The organism is Azospirillum sp. TSO22-1 (genome assembly GCF_003116015.1).
Taxonomy (GTDB): Bacteria; Pseudomonadota; Alphaproteobacteria; order Azospirillales; family Azospirillaceae; genus Azospirillum.
Genome location: NZ_LGQZ01000146.1, coordinates 1 through 14083 on the forward strand (window position 1 = coordinate 1; position 14083 = coordinate 14083).

At 67.0% G+C, this 14083-nt stretch carries 11 protein-coding genes and 1 tRNA gene; 8 read left to right on the forward strand and 4 right to left on the reverse strand.

What is annotated here, in order from left to right; all coding sequences use genetic code 11:
* Window positions 1-82: 2-dehydropantoate 2-reductase N-terminal domain-containing protein (locus TSO221_RS30375; protein WP_146208950.1), on the reverse strand; the 82-nt coding region annotated here is incomplete at its 3' end.
* A gap of 260 nt (window positions 83-342) precedes the next feature.
* Between TSO221_RS30375 and TSO221_RS30380 the strand changes: the two genes are divergently transcribed.
* Window positions 343-555 carry a hypothetical protein gene (locus tag TSO221_RS30380; protein WP_109122251.1) on the forward strand — a complete coding sequence of 71 codons (213 nt, stop codon included), beginning with the start codon at window positions 343-345 and terminating at the stop codon, window positions 553-555.
* A gap of 88 nt (window positions 556-643) precedes the next feature.
* Here TSO221_RS30380 and TSO221_RS30385 read toward each other — a convergent pair.
* The 3 genes from TSO221_RS30385 to TSO221_RS30395 form a co-directional block, all read right to left on the reverse strand.
* A tRNA-Val gene (locus tag TSO221_RS30385) sits at window positions 644-718 on the reverse strand.
* 261 nt (window positions 719-979) lie between these two features.
* Complete coding sequence (locus tag TSO221_RS30390; RefSeq protein ID WP_109122252.1) at window positions 980-1570, reverse strand: hypothetical protein; 591 nt, start codon at window positions 1568-1570, stop codon at window positions 980-982.
* Window positions 1571-1595: 25 nt separating this feature from the next.
* Window positions 1596-2285 (reverse strand): HAD-IA family hydrolase, encoded by a 690-nt coding sequence (locus TSO221_RS30395; RefSeq protein ID WP_109122253.1) that lies wholly within the window; start codon window positions 2283-2285, stop codon window positions 1596-1598.
* Window positions 2286-2595: 310 nt separating this feature from the next.
* Here TSO221_RS30395 and glmU point away from each other — a divergent pair, with 310 nt between their 5' ends.
* The 7 genes from glmU (at window position 2596) to TSO221_RS30430 (ending at window position 13936) form a co-directional block, all read left to right on the forward strand.
* The gene (gene glmU, locus TSO221_RS30400; RefSeq protein WP_109122254.1) at window positions 2596-3948 is read left to right on the forward strand and encodes a bifunctional UDP-N-acetylglucosamine diphosphorylase/glucosamine-1-phosphate N-acetyltransferase GlmU; all 1353 of its coding nucleotides are present in this window, start codon (window positions 2596-2598) and stop codon (window positions 3946-3948) included.
* Window positions 3949-3982: 34 nt separating this feature from the next.
* Entirely contained in the window at window positions 3983-5806 is a 1824-nt protein-coding gene (gene glmS / locus TSO221_RS30405) for a glutamine--fructose-6-phosphate transaminase (isomerizing) (RefSeq protein WP_109122255.1), read from the forward strand.
* A gap of 203 nt (window positions 5807-6009) precedes the next feature.
* Window positions 6010-6846 carry a TnsA endonuclease N-terminal domain-containing protein gene (locus TSO221_RS30410; protein ID WP_109122260.1) on the forward strand — a complete coding sequence of 279 codons (837 nt, stop codon included), beginning with the start codon at window positions 6010-6012 and terminating at the stop codon, window positions 6844-6846.
* Entirely contained in the window at window positions 6843-9005 is a 2163-nt protein-coding gene (locus tag TSO221_RS30415; RefSeq protein WP_109122256.1) for a Mu transposase C-terminal domain-containing protein, read from the forward strand. The genes TSO221_RS30410 and TSO221_RS30415 overlap by 4 nt, the downstream gene beginning before the upstream one ends.
* Window positions 8989-10581: an AAA family ATPase gene (locus TSO221_RS30420; protein WP_109122257.1), complete on the forward strand. Its 1593-nt coding sequence runs from the start codon at window positions 8989-8991 to the stop codon at window positions 10579-10581. Before TSO221_RS30415 ends, TSO221_RS30420 begins: the two co-directional genes overlap by 17 nt.
* 11 nt (window positions 10582-10592) lie before the next feature.
* Window positions 10593-12263 (forward strand): TnsD family Tn7-like transposition protein, encoded by a 1671-nt coding sequence (locus tag TSO221_RS30425; RefSeq protein ID WP_109122258.1) that lies wholly within the window; start codon window positions 10593-10595, stop codon window positions 12261-12263.
* Window positions 12260-13936 carry a hypothetical protein gene (locus TSO221_RS30430; RefSeq protein WP_109122259.1) on the forward strand — a complete coding sequence of 559 codons (1677 nt, stop codon included), beginning with the start codon at window positions 12260-12262 and terminating at the stop codon, window positions 13934-13936. Before TSO221_RS30425 ends, TSO221_RS30430 begins: the two co-directional genes overlap by 4 nt.
* The last annotated feature ends 147 nt before the right edge of the window (window positions 13937-14083 follow it).

Genomic DNA, 14083 nt, shown 5'->3' on the forward strand with positions numbered 1-14083 from the left:
GGCTGACCTCGGCGCCCGCCTGGTGCAGGCGCACGCCCATGTAGGCGCCGATGGCGCCGGAGCCAAAGATGCAGATCTTCATACCCGTCCCTCCCGCTTTTTCCCGTTTCGGATGCTGTCGGTATGCGCTGGTTGGTCGGGGCGCCAGCAATCGGTCGCCCCAACAACACGGAGTTTGGTATACCAAATACCGTATGTCAACATCCTTGAAGGAGAGCCATGCGGTGCGCGAGGGGTAGGGATGCTGCACCCGCGTTGTGACAATGCGCCCGGACTGATCCCCATCAATCCGAGGCGGGCTGAAGGGGCCTAAGGTGGCGCCGAACCACAGAGGGCGCCGTCATGAGCGACGTGCAGGACGACCAAAGCTACGTCGAACAGCTGGTCGAGGATTATTGCGGGGATCGGATCGTCAGCTTCCCGCGGGCGTGCCGGATCGAGATCCACCGCCAGTTCGGCGACGTGATGTGGCACGAGGGCATCGAGGCGCTGACTCCGGCGCGCGTCGACACGATCATCGCGTACGCGACCGCGCACCCGGCGGAAGCCGCCTGACCGGCGGCTACACTCAATCAAATTTCTGGAAGCGTCTGGAAAGGATGGTCGGCCATCCCGCGCCCTTGCCGTGTGCAGAGGGGTGGGATGGTGGGCGCAGTAGGGATTGAACCTACGACCCCACCCGTGTGAAGGGTGTGCTCTCCCGCTGAGCTATGCGCCCATCCCGGCGTATCGCCGTCTCGCCTTGGAGCGAAGCGCCCCGCCGCGGTGGAGCGCTTTCTAAAGGGCCGTCCGGGCGATGTCAAGCGCCCGTGCACACTCCTTTCGCAAAAGAATCCGCACCCCCGTCGGCCCGATACACCGCGTCACGCAGCGCGCATGGTTACCGGTTCGTTAAGCCAAAAGCGGCGGATTTGCTTAATGGAACATTAACCACATCACCTCCACCCATCCGAAGGCGCTGCGTGACGGGTGTATCGCCCTACCCCGCGTGCCATGGACCGCCGGGCCGGGCGAAGCTCTCCACATGGTCGCGCAGCTTCTGCACCTGCGGCGGCGTCAGCTCAAGGCCGAAGCGGTCGCGCAACGCTTCGGCCAGCGCGCCGCGGGTGGGGCGCGCGCCCGCAACCGACAGCAGCCGATAGGCGGCGAAGCCGGCGACGTAGCGCCGCACCAAATCCGGCCGCGCACGCAACTGGCGGGCCTGCGCGGTGTCAGACTCGCGCAGGTGCTCGGCCAGGCGCCGCGCCGCCTCGTCCAGCGAGATCGCCGGCAGCGGCACCGGCTGCTCGGAGGGGCCCGGCATCGCCCCGGCCGTCGCCCCGGCGCGCCGGCGGCGCTGACGGTCGCGGTCGCCGGCCCTCAGACGCTCGGCGTACTCGGCATCGGTGGCGCGGCGGGCGGTGCGGCGGGCGTTGGCGCGGGCGTTCCGCTCGGCGCGCAGCAGCCGTTCGCGCTCCCCCTCCTCCGGCGCGCCGCCCAACAGGAAGGCGATCTCCTCCGGCGACAGCCGGGCGAGGTCGAGGTCCTCTGGCGCGGGTTCGGGCGGATCGGTGCGGTGCGGCCTGGCCATACCAGGCACAACACCGGAAGGAGGCTCAGGGTGCCAGCGCCGCCAGACGCTCCAGCGCCGCCGGCAGTTCGGCGAAGCGGTCGAACACCAGGTCGGCGCCCAACCCGTGCACGTCGCCACGCGGGTAGCCGTAGCTGACCAGCGCCACCGGGATGCCGGCGGCGCGGGCCGACAGCACGTCGTTGACGCCGTCGCCGATCATCGCCGCGCGCCCGCCGCCCAGCGCCTGCAGCACGTGCCGCACCGGCCCGGCGTCGGGTTTGCGCACCGGCAGCGTGTCACCGCCGGCCACCGCGCCGAACAGCCCGCCCAGGCCGATCATGCCGAGCACGTTGCGCGCGATCCGCTCCGGCTTGTTGGTGCACAGGCCCAGGCCGACGCCGGCCTGGGCCAGCGCCTTCAGGGTGTCCGCCACGCCCGGGTACAGGCAGGCCGGGTCGGCCGGCAGGTCGAAGTAGCGGTCGGTGTAGTCCGCCAGCACGGCCGGCAGGTCCGCCTCGTCGAGCGGCGCACCGGTTTCCCGGAAGGCCTGACGCAGCAGGTTGGCCGAGCCGTCGCCGACCATCCCGCGCACCCGGCCCGCCGTCACCGGCGCGCGGCCGTGCGCCGCCAGCGTGCCGTTCAGCGCCAGCGCGATGTCGGGCGCGCTGTCGATCAGCGTGCCGTCGAAGTCGAAGACCAGCGCGGCAAACGGCGTCCCGGAAGTATCGGACATCGGCGGTCGTTCCTGTGCGTGAGAAGACGGGTTTTCGATAGCACCGCGGGGCGGCCGAACTCAAGCGGCGCGGATCGGCTTGCAGTCGTCGCGGGCCTTCCCACCTTCAGATAGCCGCCAATGCGGCGGCAGCGTTGAAGGACGTCCACCAATGCTCTAGACACGTAGGCTCCCGGACAGGCCGGCGCTTATTGCAATTTGACACAAAAGTTGACTTGGGCGATGCGCGCCGTCTGTGGCACTGAAGGACCGCGCCGCAGCGCCAAGACCGAGAAGACCGAGAAGACCGAAAGCCTAAGCAGGGATCCGCATGACCCGTCGCCCGCTCGCCTGTGTGATCCTTGCCGCCGGCAAGGGCACGCGTATGAAGTCCGACCTGCCCAAGGTCCTGCACCGCGTCGCCGGCCGGCCGATGATCGGCCATGTCCTGGCGGCGGTCGGCGCGCTCGACCCCGACCACGTGGTCGTCGTCGTCGGACCGGGCATGGAGGATGTGGCGGCCTCCGTCGCCCCCTACCCCACTGCGGTGCAGGAACGCCAGCTCGGCACCGCCGACGCGGTGCGCGCCGCCTTCGGCCTGCTGGAGGGCTTCCCCGGCGACGTGCTGGTGCTGTACGGCGACACGCCTCTGGTCACGCCGCAGACGCTGCGCGCCATGGTCGAGGCGCGCGCGCAGGCGTCGGATCCGGCGGTGGTGGTGCTCGGCATGCGCCCGGCCGATCCCGGCGCCTACGGCCGCCTGATCCTGGACGGCCGCGGCGGTCTGGAGAAGATCGTCGAGTACCTGGACGCCACCCCGGAGGAGCGCGCCGTCGGCCTGTGCAACGCCGGCCTGATGGCCTTCGACGGCCCGCGGATGATCGGGCTGATCAACCGCATCGGCAACGACAACGCCAAGGGCGAGTACTACCTGACCGACGTGGTGCAGATCGCCCGCGCCGGCGGCCACGCCTGCGCCGTGGTGGAGGGCGACGACCAGGAGGTGATCGGCGTGAACGCCCGCACCGAGCTGGCCGAGGTCGAGGCGCTGCTGCAGCGCCGCCTGCGCCGCGCCGCCATGGACAACGGCGCCACCCTGGCCGACCCGGGCACGGTGTACTTCAGCTTCGACACCCGGCTCGGCCGCGACGTGGTGGTCGGCCAGAACGTGGTGTTCGGCCCCGGCGTCGCCGTCGGCGACCGCGTCGAGATCAAGCCGTTCTGCCACCTGGAGCAGGTGACGGTATCCTCCGGCGCCGTCCTCGGCCCCTACGCCCGGCTGCGGCCGGGCGCGGTGATCGGGCCGGACGCGCACATCGGCAACTTCGTCGAGATCAAGAACGCCACCGTCGAGGCCGGCGCCAAGGTCAACCACCTGACCTACATCGGCGACGCGCGGGTGGGGGCGAAGGCCAACATCGGCGCCGGCACCATCACCTGCAACTACGACGGCTTCGGCAAGTACCGGACGGACATCGGCGCGGGGGCCTTCATCGGCTCCAACTCGTCGCTGGTGGCGCCGGTCAGCGTCGGCGCGGGGGCCATCGTCGGGGCGGGCAGCGTCGTTACCCAGGACGTGCCGGCTGAATCGCTGGCGGTGGCGCGCGGGCGTCAGCAGTCCTACCCCGGCTGGGCCGCCGACTTCCGCGACCGGAAACGCCTCGAAAAGGCGAAAAAGGGCTAAGGTAAGAGCGTTCTTCCCCTCAGGAGACGGGTACATGTGCGGCATCATCGGCATCCTCGGCACCCACGAAGCGGCCCCGCGTCTGGTCGAAGGCCTGCGGCGCCTGGAATACCGGGGCTATGACAGCGCCGGTGTGGCGACGCTCGTCAACGGCCACATCCAGCGCCGCCGCGCCGAGGGCAAGCTGGTCAACCTCGACATGAAGCTGCGCGACGACCCGCTGGGCGGCGTGGTCGGCATCGGCCACACCCGCTGGGCGACCCACGGCGGCCCGACCGAGAACAACGCCCACCCGCACGCCACCAAGCGCGTCGCCGTCGTCCACAACGGCATCATCGAGAACTACGCCGAGCTGAAGGCCGAGCTGATGCAGCACGGCCGCGTCTTCGAGAGCGCCACCGACACCGAGATCATCGTCCACCTCGTCACCCACTGCCTGGAGCAGGGGATGAGCCCGGTGGAGGCGTTCTCCGCCGCGCTGAAGCGGTTCGAAGGTGCCTTCTCGCTGGCGCTGATCTTCGCCGGCGAGCACGACCTGATGGTCGGCGCCCGCCGCGGCACGCCGCTGGCCGTCGGCTACGGCGAGGGGGAGATGTACCTGGCCTCCGACGCCTTCGCCCTGGCGCCGCTGACCAACCGGCTGGCGTACCTGGAGGACGGCGACTGGGTGGTGCTGAGCCGCGACGGCGTCACCATCCGCGACGCCGCGGATCAGGTGGTGGAGCGCCCGGTCAAGACCTCGGCGGTGTCCGGCGCGCTGATCGGCAAGGACGGCTACCGCCACTACATGCTCAAGGAGATCTACGAGCAGCCGCAGGTGATCGGCGACACGCTGAACGCGTACATCAATCCCGAGACGCAGTACATCGGCCTGCCCGAGTTCCCCTTCGACCTCGCCAAGGCGAGCAAGCTGACCATCGTCGCCTGCGGCACGGCGTACTACGCCGGCGTGGTGGCGAAGTACTGGTTCGAGACGCTGGCGCGCATCCCGGTCGAGGTCGACATCGCCTCGGAGTTCCGCTACCGCGAGGCGCCGATGCCGGAGGGCGGCATCGCGCTGTTCATCTCGCAGTCGGGCGAGACGCTGGATACGCTGGAGGCGCTGCGCTACTGCAAGCGGCAGGGCCAGCACATCCTGTCCATCGTCAACGTGCCGGAGAGCACCATCGCCCGCGAGAGCCACGCGGTGCTGATGACCATGGCCGGCCCGGAGATCGGCGTCGCCTCGACCAAGGCCTTCACCACGCAGCTGACCACGCTGGCCTGTCTGGCCGCGGTGACCGGCCGCGCCCGCGGCGCCATCGCGCCGGAGCGCATGCGCGAGATCGCCCGGGCGCTGCGCGAGGTCCCCGCCCGCGCCGCCGAGGTGCTGGCGCACGACGAGCGCCTGCGCGAGTTGGCGCAGGAGGTGAGCGAGGCGCGCGACGTGCTCTACCTCGGCCGCGGCGCGATGTACCCGCTGGCGCTGGAGGGGGCGCTGAAGCTGAAGGAGATCAGCTACATCCACGCCGAGGGCTATGCGGCGGGCGAGCTGAAGCACGGCCCGATCGCGCTGATCGACGAGGCGGTGCCGGTGATCGTGCTGGTGCCGTCGGACGGTCTGTTCGACAAGGTGGTGTCGAACGTGCAGGAAGTGTGTGCGCGCTCCGGCAAGGTGCTGCTCATCGCCGACAAAAAGGGCGTGGACCGCCTGGGCGAGCGCGTGCGGTGGTCGGTCGAGCTGCCGGCCTGCGACCCGCTGGTGGCGCCGATCCTCTACGCCATCCCGGTGCAGCTGCTGGCGTACCACACCGCCGTGCTGAAGGGCACCGACGTGGACCAGCCGCGCAACCTGGCGAAGAGCGTCACGGTGGAGTGAGGGCGGGGGGCGGCCAGCGGCCGCTGTCCGCTGACAATAAAGTTTGCGCATGCACAATAAAGATTGCTCATGCACAAAATAGTTTGCACCTGAGTGGCCGCCCTCCAGAGCGCATAGACAAAAAAGTCCGCACATAGCTCAGCTTGCGTTTCCCCCACGTTGGCGTATCCTCGAAAGAGGTAGGCGCCCCCGTGGGGGTGAACATGGCTCGCAGTCGATACGGATTCACCGAGGACAAGATCGCGCGCTTCTACAAGGAAGGGCGCGGCTCAGGACGTGGCGCGGCCTACAAGCCGTGGTTCACCGTCCGCGACGTGCCATCGGGTGGACGCTCGCACCGGCCTCACGGCCTGAAGACGGGTCGAGTCCATCATCTGCTTTCGGACATCGAGCGCGACCTTTTCCTTTTGCTCGATTGGTCGGACGCGGTCTGCGACATCCGTGAACAGTTCCCGCTCGACCGGTCGACCACGATGCGGATCGCCGAGGAGATCGGTGTCCCCCATCCCGTCGACCGCCAGTCGAAGGCTCCCCTGGTGATGACGACGGATTTCGTCGTCGATCTGATCCGGGAGGGACGGCTGCTCCAGGTTGCCCGGGCGGTGAAGCCGGCCGAAAAGCTGGACGAGCCGCGAACCGTCGCAAAGCTGGAGATCGAGCGCCGCTACTGGATCGACCAAGGCGTGGAGTGGGGAATCGTCACGGAACGCGACATTCCCGAAACCCTGGCCCGCAACATCGAAAACATCCACGCCTGGGCGGTGATCGACGATCTGACCCAGCCCTATCCGGGGTTCTACGCGGAGAAGGCCGCGCTGATCGCCCGCGAGGTGCCGGCGCGCGCCCATATGACGATGCAGCGGTTCTGCGAGGAGATAGACCTTCTCCTGTCGCTGGATCGCGGCACTTGCCTGATGCTTTTGCGCCATCTGCTGGTGACAAAGGTTCTGGCATGCGACCTGTCGGACCCTGTTGACGATCAGGTCTTGATGAGCCGCTTCCGCCTCGCTGCGCCGAGAACCGGGAGAGCGTCGGCATGACCATCCTTCGCGTCGGTCAACTCGTGGAGTTCCTCACCGAGTCCCGGACGGAACGGGTGCTGTGGATCGATCGTATCGGTGGCGGCTACTACATGATCGATGTCGCTGATCCGGTCGCCGCTCCCATCTTCCGCAAGAGCGAGGAGATGGCGCAACTCTTCGCCGGCGGTTTGGTACGGGAAACACTGGATGACCCTTGGCTGGCGCCGATCAGCGAGAGTTCGCTGTCATCCGCCCACAAGGCGCGGCGCGACAAGGCGTGGACGATGATCAGGCCACTGGTCGATCAGCAGCCGGCGGTATTCCGGCCGGAGGAGCGCGGTCGGATCGTGTTCCGTCTCGTCGCCGAGACCGGCGCCAGCCGTCACAGTCTGTACCGAGTGCTGCGCCGATACTGGCAACGCGGGATGACTCCGAACGCGGTTCTGCCCGACTACGACCGGTGCGGTGGGCGGGGCAAGCCCAAGGCGGCGTCGGCGAAGAAACGCGGCCGCCCTACGGCCTGCGGCGTGGATGGCATCAACATCGATGCGGATGTCCGTATTCTCTTCCGAAGCGTCGTCACGCGGCATTTCGCGGCCAACCGGCGGATCAACGTCTCCGGATGCTATGCCGAACTACTGTCGGAGCACTACACCGACGACATGATCGACGAAGCGACTGGCCGGCAGACGCCGGTCCTCCGGCCGCTGCATCCCTCGCTCAGGCAATTCCGCTACTGGTTCGAAAAGGACAACGACGTTTTCCAGCTCGAACGCCGGCGCCGGACGCCAAGGGTCTACGACAAGGACATGCGGGCGCTTCCGAGCACCTCGACCAGCGAGGTGTTCGGCCCCGGTTCCCGCTACCAGATCGACGCGACGATCGCGGACGTTTACCTCGTCTCCCGCCTGAACCCGAACCACATCGTCGGCCGCCCGGTGCTCTACGTGGTGATCGACGTGTTCAGCCGAATGATCGTCGGCATCTACGTCGGGCTCGAAGGGCCGTCGTGGGTCGGCGCGATGATGGCGATCGCCAACGCGGCCTCGGACAAGGTCGCCTTCTGCCGCCAGTTCAAGATCGACATCACCGAAGCGGACTGGCCGTGCCGTCATCTGCCCGACGCCCTGCTCGGCGACCGCGGCGAGATGCTGGGATCGGCGGTGGAGACGCTGATCAACAACTTCCACGTCCGCGTCGAGAACACGGCTCCTTACCGCGCCGACTGGAAAGGCATCGTCGAACAGCGGTTCCGGTTGCTTCCCGCCGCATTCAAGCCCTACACGCCGGGGTTCGTCGACGGGGATTTCCGGCAGCGCGGCGCGCCCGACTATCGCCTGGACGGACGGCTCGACATCGACGACTTCACGGCGATCATCATTTCCTGCGTGCTCTTCTACAACAACGACAACCGTCTTGGCGGGTACGAGCGCGACGCCCAGATGATCGCCGACGACGTCAACCCCGTGCCGATCGAGTTGTGGGAGTGGGGGATCGCCCGGCGCTCCGGCCTCCTCCGATCCTATCCCGAGGACTTGGTTCGCCTCAGCGTCCTTCCCTCGGACGAAGCCACCGTCACCGCGCACGGCATCCGCTTCTATGGCTGCTACTACACCTGCCAGAAGGCGATCACCGAGCACTGGTTCGAGAAGGCACGCCAGAAGGGCACCTGGAAGGTCCGCGTCTCGTACGACCCTCGGTGTATGGACGAAATCCACCTTCACGCCGACGCCGGACGGATCCGCTTCATCGCCTGTGCCCTCACCGAGCGCAGTGCCGCCTATCGCGACCGGACATTGTGGGAGATCGACCAGATCCGACTGGAGGAGCGTCGGCAGAAGAACGCGCACACGCCCCGCTCCAGCCAGGGCAAGATCAAGTTGCTCCAGACCGTCAAGGACATCGTCGCCCGGGCGGAGGAACGCTACGCCACCAGCTCACCCGAGGAAACCAGCGACCGCCAGCGGGTCAGGGGCATCCGTGCCAACCGACGCGATGAACGCCGCGACCGCCAAGCCCAGGAGGCGTTCCGCACGGCACCGCGCACGGCACCGGACACCGGCAAGGTCGTGCCCTTCGCGCCCGGCGCGCCGCCCGCCGATGATTACACGTATCCGAGCATGTCCGACATCATGCGGCGGATCGAGGAGGATCGGACCGATGACGACCAACGATGAAGACCGGCCGTCCTTACCGGAGTACCGGAACAACCCTTTCATAAACCGGCTTCCGGATCTCCTGGCAACCGACGAGTCGGTCAGGGCCATGATCGACCTCCCGACCCATTCGGATGCGGAGCGGCGCTATCCGTCGCACTTCCGGTGCCACTGCCTCCTGCGCCTCAGCAACTATTTCGATCCCCTCGAGCGGCAGATCGAGTTCCAGCTTCTCGTCTCCATGCTGATCCGGCAGGGTTATCTTGGGCGCAACCCCGACACGACCGACTTCCTTCATCGCCTCCACAACGATTACGAACGAGTCCTCCGCAAAGACATCCAGGCCCGACTGCACCCGGTCGAATCCACGGCGTCCGGCATCGCGATGATCGGCGTTTCCGGTATCGGCAAGACCCGGAGCGTCCAGCGTGTCCTGCGCCTTTACCCCCAGGTCATCCGCCACACCGAGCCGTTCAGTCTCGACCAAGTCGTCTGGCTTCGGCTCGAATGCCCGCACAAGGGCTCGGCCAAGCAACTGTGCATCAGCTTCTTCCAGGAGATGGACAGGCTCTTCCACGAGCGGTTCCGGGCCAAGCACGGCGGCAGCCGGAGTTCGCTGGAAGGCATGCTGATCGACATGGCGGCCCTTGCCGACCGTTACGCGCTCGGTCTGCTGGTGGTCGACGAGATCCAGCACCTGACACGCGCCAGCGGCGCCAACCGGGAAGACCTGCTGAACTTCCTGGTGGCCTTGGTCAACACGATCGGAATCCCCGTCCTGATCGTCGGCACGCCGGCGGCGCTGCCGGTGCTTCAGGGCGCTCTGCGTCAAGCGCGACGCGGGAGCGGTCTCGGCAACCTCTACTGGCCCCGCTTCGAGAACGACGCGACGTGGAATTACTTCGTCGAACGGATGTGGCGCTTCCAATGGACGCACGCCCACACGCCCCTGACCGACGAACTGCGTGCCGTGCTCTACGAAGAGAGCCAGGGCATCATCGATCTCGCCGTCAAGCTCTACATGATGACCCAACTGCACGTCATTCTTCGGGACGCCATGGCCGGCCGGGACACCGACGAGCGCCTGACCGTCGCCCTTTTCCGGCACGTCGCCAAAAAGTCGTTCATGCTGGTCAAGCCGATGATCGACGCCCTCAAACGCAACGACATGGAGGCGCTGGCGGAGTTCGACGACCTCAAACCGCTGAACGATCACGTGAACCGGGTGTTCCAGGACGCGATAGCGCGTCTTGCATTGCGGGAAGCGGCGGAAACGGCGCCCTCCCCCCAAGCGACCGTCGCCGCCGCCGATGGCGAGGCGACGATCCTGGCAGCCCTGGCACGGGCCAAGAGCGAGAACCCCGGGTTGGGACCGCTGGAACTGATGGCGGTGGTCGCCGAAAAGCTGCAGGGCCACGAACCGGAGGTCCCGCCTGCCAAGCCGTCCAAGGCACGGCCGAAGAAAGCGCCAACCACCCAGCCCTCCGACCCCAACGACCTGCGGGTGATCATCGCCTCCGCCGCGGAAATTTCCGGTTACGACGCCCTGTTGGCGGCTGGCGCCATAAAGCCGCCGTTGCGGGACGTGGCGGCTTGAGAGTGACGGCAATGGTCTCCTACTTCCCCGTCATCTACCCCGACGAGCTGCTCTACAGTGTGCTCGCCCGCTATCATCGCCACACCGCTTCGCGCAGCCCGAAACGGACGCTCGACGATCTCTTCGGTGAGCGCACCGTCCGCGCGACGGTGGATCTGCCCGGCCATCTTGGCGCTCTCAGCCGCCGGCTCCCCGCAGAGCGCTGCTTGGCTCCCGAACGGTTGGCGGCCGAACTCACCTTGTTCCCGTACTACGCTGCATTCCAGCCGGCGTCAGTCGTGCGTGAGGTCCTGACCGCGATGATAGACGGGGCGACCGACAGCGTCCACGTCCGGCTCGGCCTTGCCGCCAGCATCGTTCCGGCACCGGACACCCTCCGGTTTTGCCCGCAGTGCTTCGCCGAGGCCGTGACCCGCTGGGGCGAGCCGTACTGGCGGCGAAGCCACCAGTTGCCGGGCGCCCTGGTCTGTGCAGAACACGGCGCCCCGCTTCGCGACAGCTCCGTACACCCAGTTCTCGGCCGCCAGCATGAATTTCAGGCCGCCACGGCGGAGACCTGCGCCGATGGCGCCGGCACGGCGTCATGGGAAGAGGATGAACGGTGCCTGTCTTTGCTGCACGCGGTCGCCGTCCGGAGCGCGGCCTTGCTCGAAAGATTTCCGACCGGCGTCTCGTCCGCGGATCTGACCCCCGGCTATCGGGATGCCTTGATCGACCGCCGTCTTGCCTCTGCTCATGGACGCGTCGACCAGCAGAAACTTCGCGACACCTTCGACACCGTTCTCGGCCCGTTGCGCAGGGTTCTGGTCGCGGTCGCGCATCCGGTCTGGCTGCCGGCGATCGTCCGCAAACACCGACACGCCTTCCATCCCCTCCATCACATACTGCTCGATCTGGTCATCGACCGGTACGCGCCGGCCTCGGTCGCCGCCGTGGATGGTACGGCCAGCACAGGACGGAAGCGCATCACCGACTCTGGCTTCGACGGTCGCCTGTGCGATCTCGCTGCCGCCGGCTTCAGCCTGAGGGCCACCGCCCGGGCTTTGGCCGTGGATCCGAACACCGTACGCAAGCACAGCGCCGACCTCGGCCTCGCCACCACCTGGCGTCCTCTGTCTCGGTCGCCGCAATTGCCGAAACCGCCATCCAGTCCGATCCGTCGGGCCCGCTGGATCGACCTTCGACGTCGTGAACCGGAACTGGGACGCAAGGCTCTCGCCGACCGCCTGCCGGCTGATCACACGTGGCTCTACCGCCACGACCGTGATTGGCTGGAAGCGCATTCACCACCGCCGACGATCCATTGGATTCCCGGTCCACGCGCCGATTGGCCCCTCATCGACCGCAGCCTCGCGGCGAACCTGCGCGTTGCGGCCGGCACGATTCTCGGCCGCATCCCGCCAGTGCGCGTGACCCTGGCCGAACTGGAGCGCCACGTTGGCCGTCGCGGTTGGATCAGCAAGCGGTACGCCAAGCTGCCGGAAACGGTGGCGACATTGACGGAGGTAACGGAAAGCGTCGAGGCGTTCCGACTTCGGCGCGTCGGTTGGGCAAGGCACGAGCTTGAGGCTACCGGCGCGACGGCGTCGCCGTGGAAGGTCCGTCGCCTCGCGGGCTTGCCGAAACGCGCCTCGGCTGCGGTCGAGGAAGCTCTGCGAGAAGGAAGGACGCCCAAACGATGAGGCGCCCCGTTGTCGCCATCAAGTCCTTCCAGGATCAGAGAGAGGATCTCGAACTGGCTTGGCTGGCCGGCCCCATCGAGACCCCTTTGGCCGGATGGCAGATACACGCGGCCACCCGGCCCCTGTCCAGCGATCGGATCGACGTGCATCACCTGCCCATCGGGGCGTTGCCGGTTCTGTCCCTGGGACGCTGCTACACGGACGGGATCGCGGGCACCGTTCCGGTGCGCGGCGAAATGGCGACGATCCGCATCGAGAACGTCGCTTGTGGCGAGGAAGTGCCCGCCGCCTGCATCCCGACGACGCTCTACTCCGTGCCGGAGCATCCGCTGAAATATCAGCGTTTGCGCCACTACAAGGTCGGCCACCTTGATGTCTTGGTCCCGACGATCGAGTTGGTCCGCTTTCTGTTCCTGCACAACAAGACCATGGCCAATACGGTGATGCGCCGTGGTGCGCTCATGGAACTTTTCCAACCGGAACCGCTTCGTCTGGGAGGGCACCTCCACCTGCGTTTCACCAAGCTGATGCCCGCCTCCGCGTTGTCCCGGGAATTCGTTCAGGAGTTTGCCTGGACCGCCGTTCATGAGGACGGCCGGAAGTCGTGGGACAGTGTGTGGGAGAGGTCTGCGGGCAGGAAGTACGTCAGCTTCGATCCGCCGCCGCTACGCGATTCGGAGTGGCTGGTCCGCTGGGTGCGCCACGGAGACACCGCCTTGGTACTGGAAATCTACCAAGCGTCCGGCAAGACCCATCCCTGCGACACGTTGAGCTTTTCTCATCCTTCGATGCGCCGGAAGCTGACCTTCCGGCCAAAGGCATCGCCGGGGATCGGGGAGGATCTCGACCAAGGTCAACTCCGGGAGATCAACGATTACATCGTCGACGAATGCTCCGAAGGCAGCCGTACCGACGTTAACCAGTCGGTGCTCCCGGGTCCGTTCAAGGCCAGCAGTTTCGATCGCGAGATCAAGATCACCAAGGTGGTCGAGATCGTGCCGACCAAGGATGACCGGGAGGTAGGGGGCTATGGCGAAAGCGAAGTCCCACCGGCCGGCCGGCGGAAGCGCGCCTCCGCCAGCATCCGCCGGCACCGCATTCGCGTCCCCGCCAGTCTTGCCGAGGCCGGATTGAATGCCACGCTGCCGCCGGTCGAGTTCGAGTTGCTGGAACCGGCCGACCCCGGCTTCGTTGGCGAACTCAAGCCGCTGCTCGATGCCCTGCGCCTGATGAAGGAGGACCTTCCTACGGTGTCGGTTGCCGTTTCACTGTGTTCCTTGAAGCGCGGCCGTGCCTTTTCGATGAGTGGTCGCCACCGCCGTCCGTGCCTGGTCGCCGTGATTCGCCCACCATCTCTGGGACCTCTGGTGTTGCTGGATGTGGACCATTCCGGCGGATGGAAGCTGGCCTCGCTGCTCCTCAAATGCCGGGAGGGTCTTCCGTTCCGGGCCATGGAGGAGAACATCAAGACGTTGCTCGACGGGTTGGTCGATAATGGCGGATTATGGCCGGCGAGCAAGGACGGTACGTTGCCGCAGGACTGCGTGTGCATCCGCCTACCACGGATCCTGAGACGGCATGCGCGAATGGAAGAAGTCGGGTACCGAAGGATTTGGGCAGCACGGTTGGTCGAGTGGCTCGGGTTGGACGAACTGCGCTCTTCGAATCCGTGACCAGGGCGGCGATTGCCCCCTGCTCCAAGCACGCCGCAAAGTGCGTTGACAACTTACTGACCAGTTGTCAGCGCCGGATGAATACTCCTCAAAAGGGGCGGCTGAAATTTCCCCAGGCTGACGCAACGGCACGGCCCCGGGGCGTAC

What these genes read in the sequence shown, in the direction of transcription:
- TSO221_RS30380 (WP_109122251.1), top strand. Translation starts at nt 343, where the DNA reads ATGAGCGACGTGCAGGACGACCAAAGCTACGTCGAACAGCTGGTCGAG.
- TSO221_RS30390 (WP_109122252.1), bottom strand. Translation starts at nt 1,570, where the DNA reads ATGGCCAGGCCGCACCGCACCGATCCGCCCGAACCCGCGCCAGAGGAC.
- TSO221_RS30395 (WP_109122253.1), bottom strand. Translation starts at nt 2,285, where the DNA reads ATGTCCGATACTTCCGGGACGCCGTTTGCCGCGCTGGTCTTCGACTTC.
- glmU (WP_109122254.1), top strand. Translation starts at nt 2,596, where the DNA reads ATGACCCGTCGCCCGCTCGCCTGTGTGATCCTTGCCGCCGGCAAGGGC.
- glmS (WP_109122255.1), top strand. Translation starts at nt 3,983, where the DNA reads ATGTGCGGCATCATCGGCATCCTCGGCACCCACGAAGCGGCCCCGCGT.
- TSO221_RS30410 (WP_109122260.1), top strand. Translation starts at nt 6,010, where the DNA reads ATGGCTCGCAGTCGATACGGATTCACCGAGGACAAGATCGCGCGCTTC.
- TSO221_RS30415 (WP_109122256.1), top strand. Translation starts at nt 6,843, where the DNA reads ATGACCATCCTTCGCGTCGGTCAACTCGTGGAGTTCCTCACCGAGTCC.
- TSO221_RS30420 (WP_109122257.1), top strand. Translation starts at nt 8,989, where the DNA reads ATGACGACCAACGATGAAGACCGGCCGTCCTTACCGGAGTACCGGAAC.
- TSO221_RS30425 (WP_109122258.1), top strand. Translation starts at nt 10,593, where the DNA reads ATGGTCTCCTACTTCCCCGTCATCTACCCCGACGAGCTGCTCTACAGT.
- TSO221_RS30430 (WP_109122259.1), top strand. Translation starts at nt 12,260, where the DNA reads ATGAGGCGCCCCGTTGTCGCCATCAAGTCCTTCCAGGATCAGAGAGAG.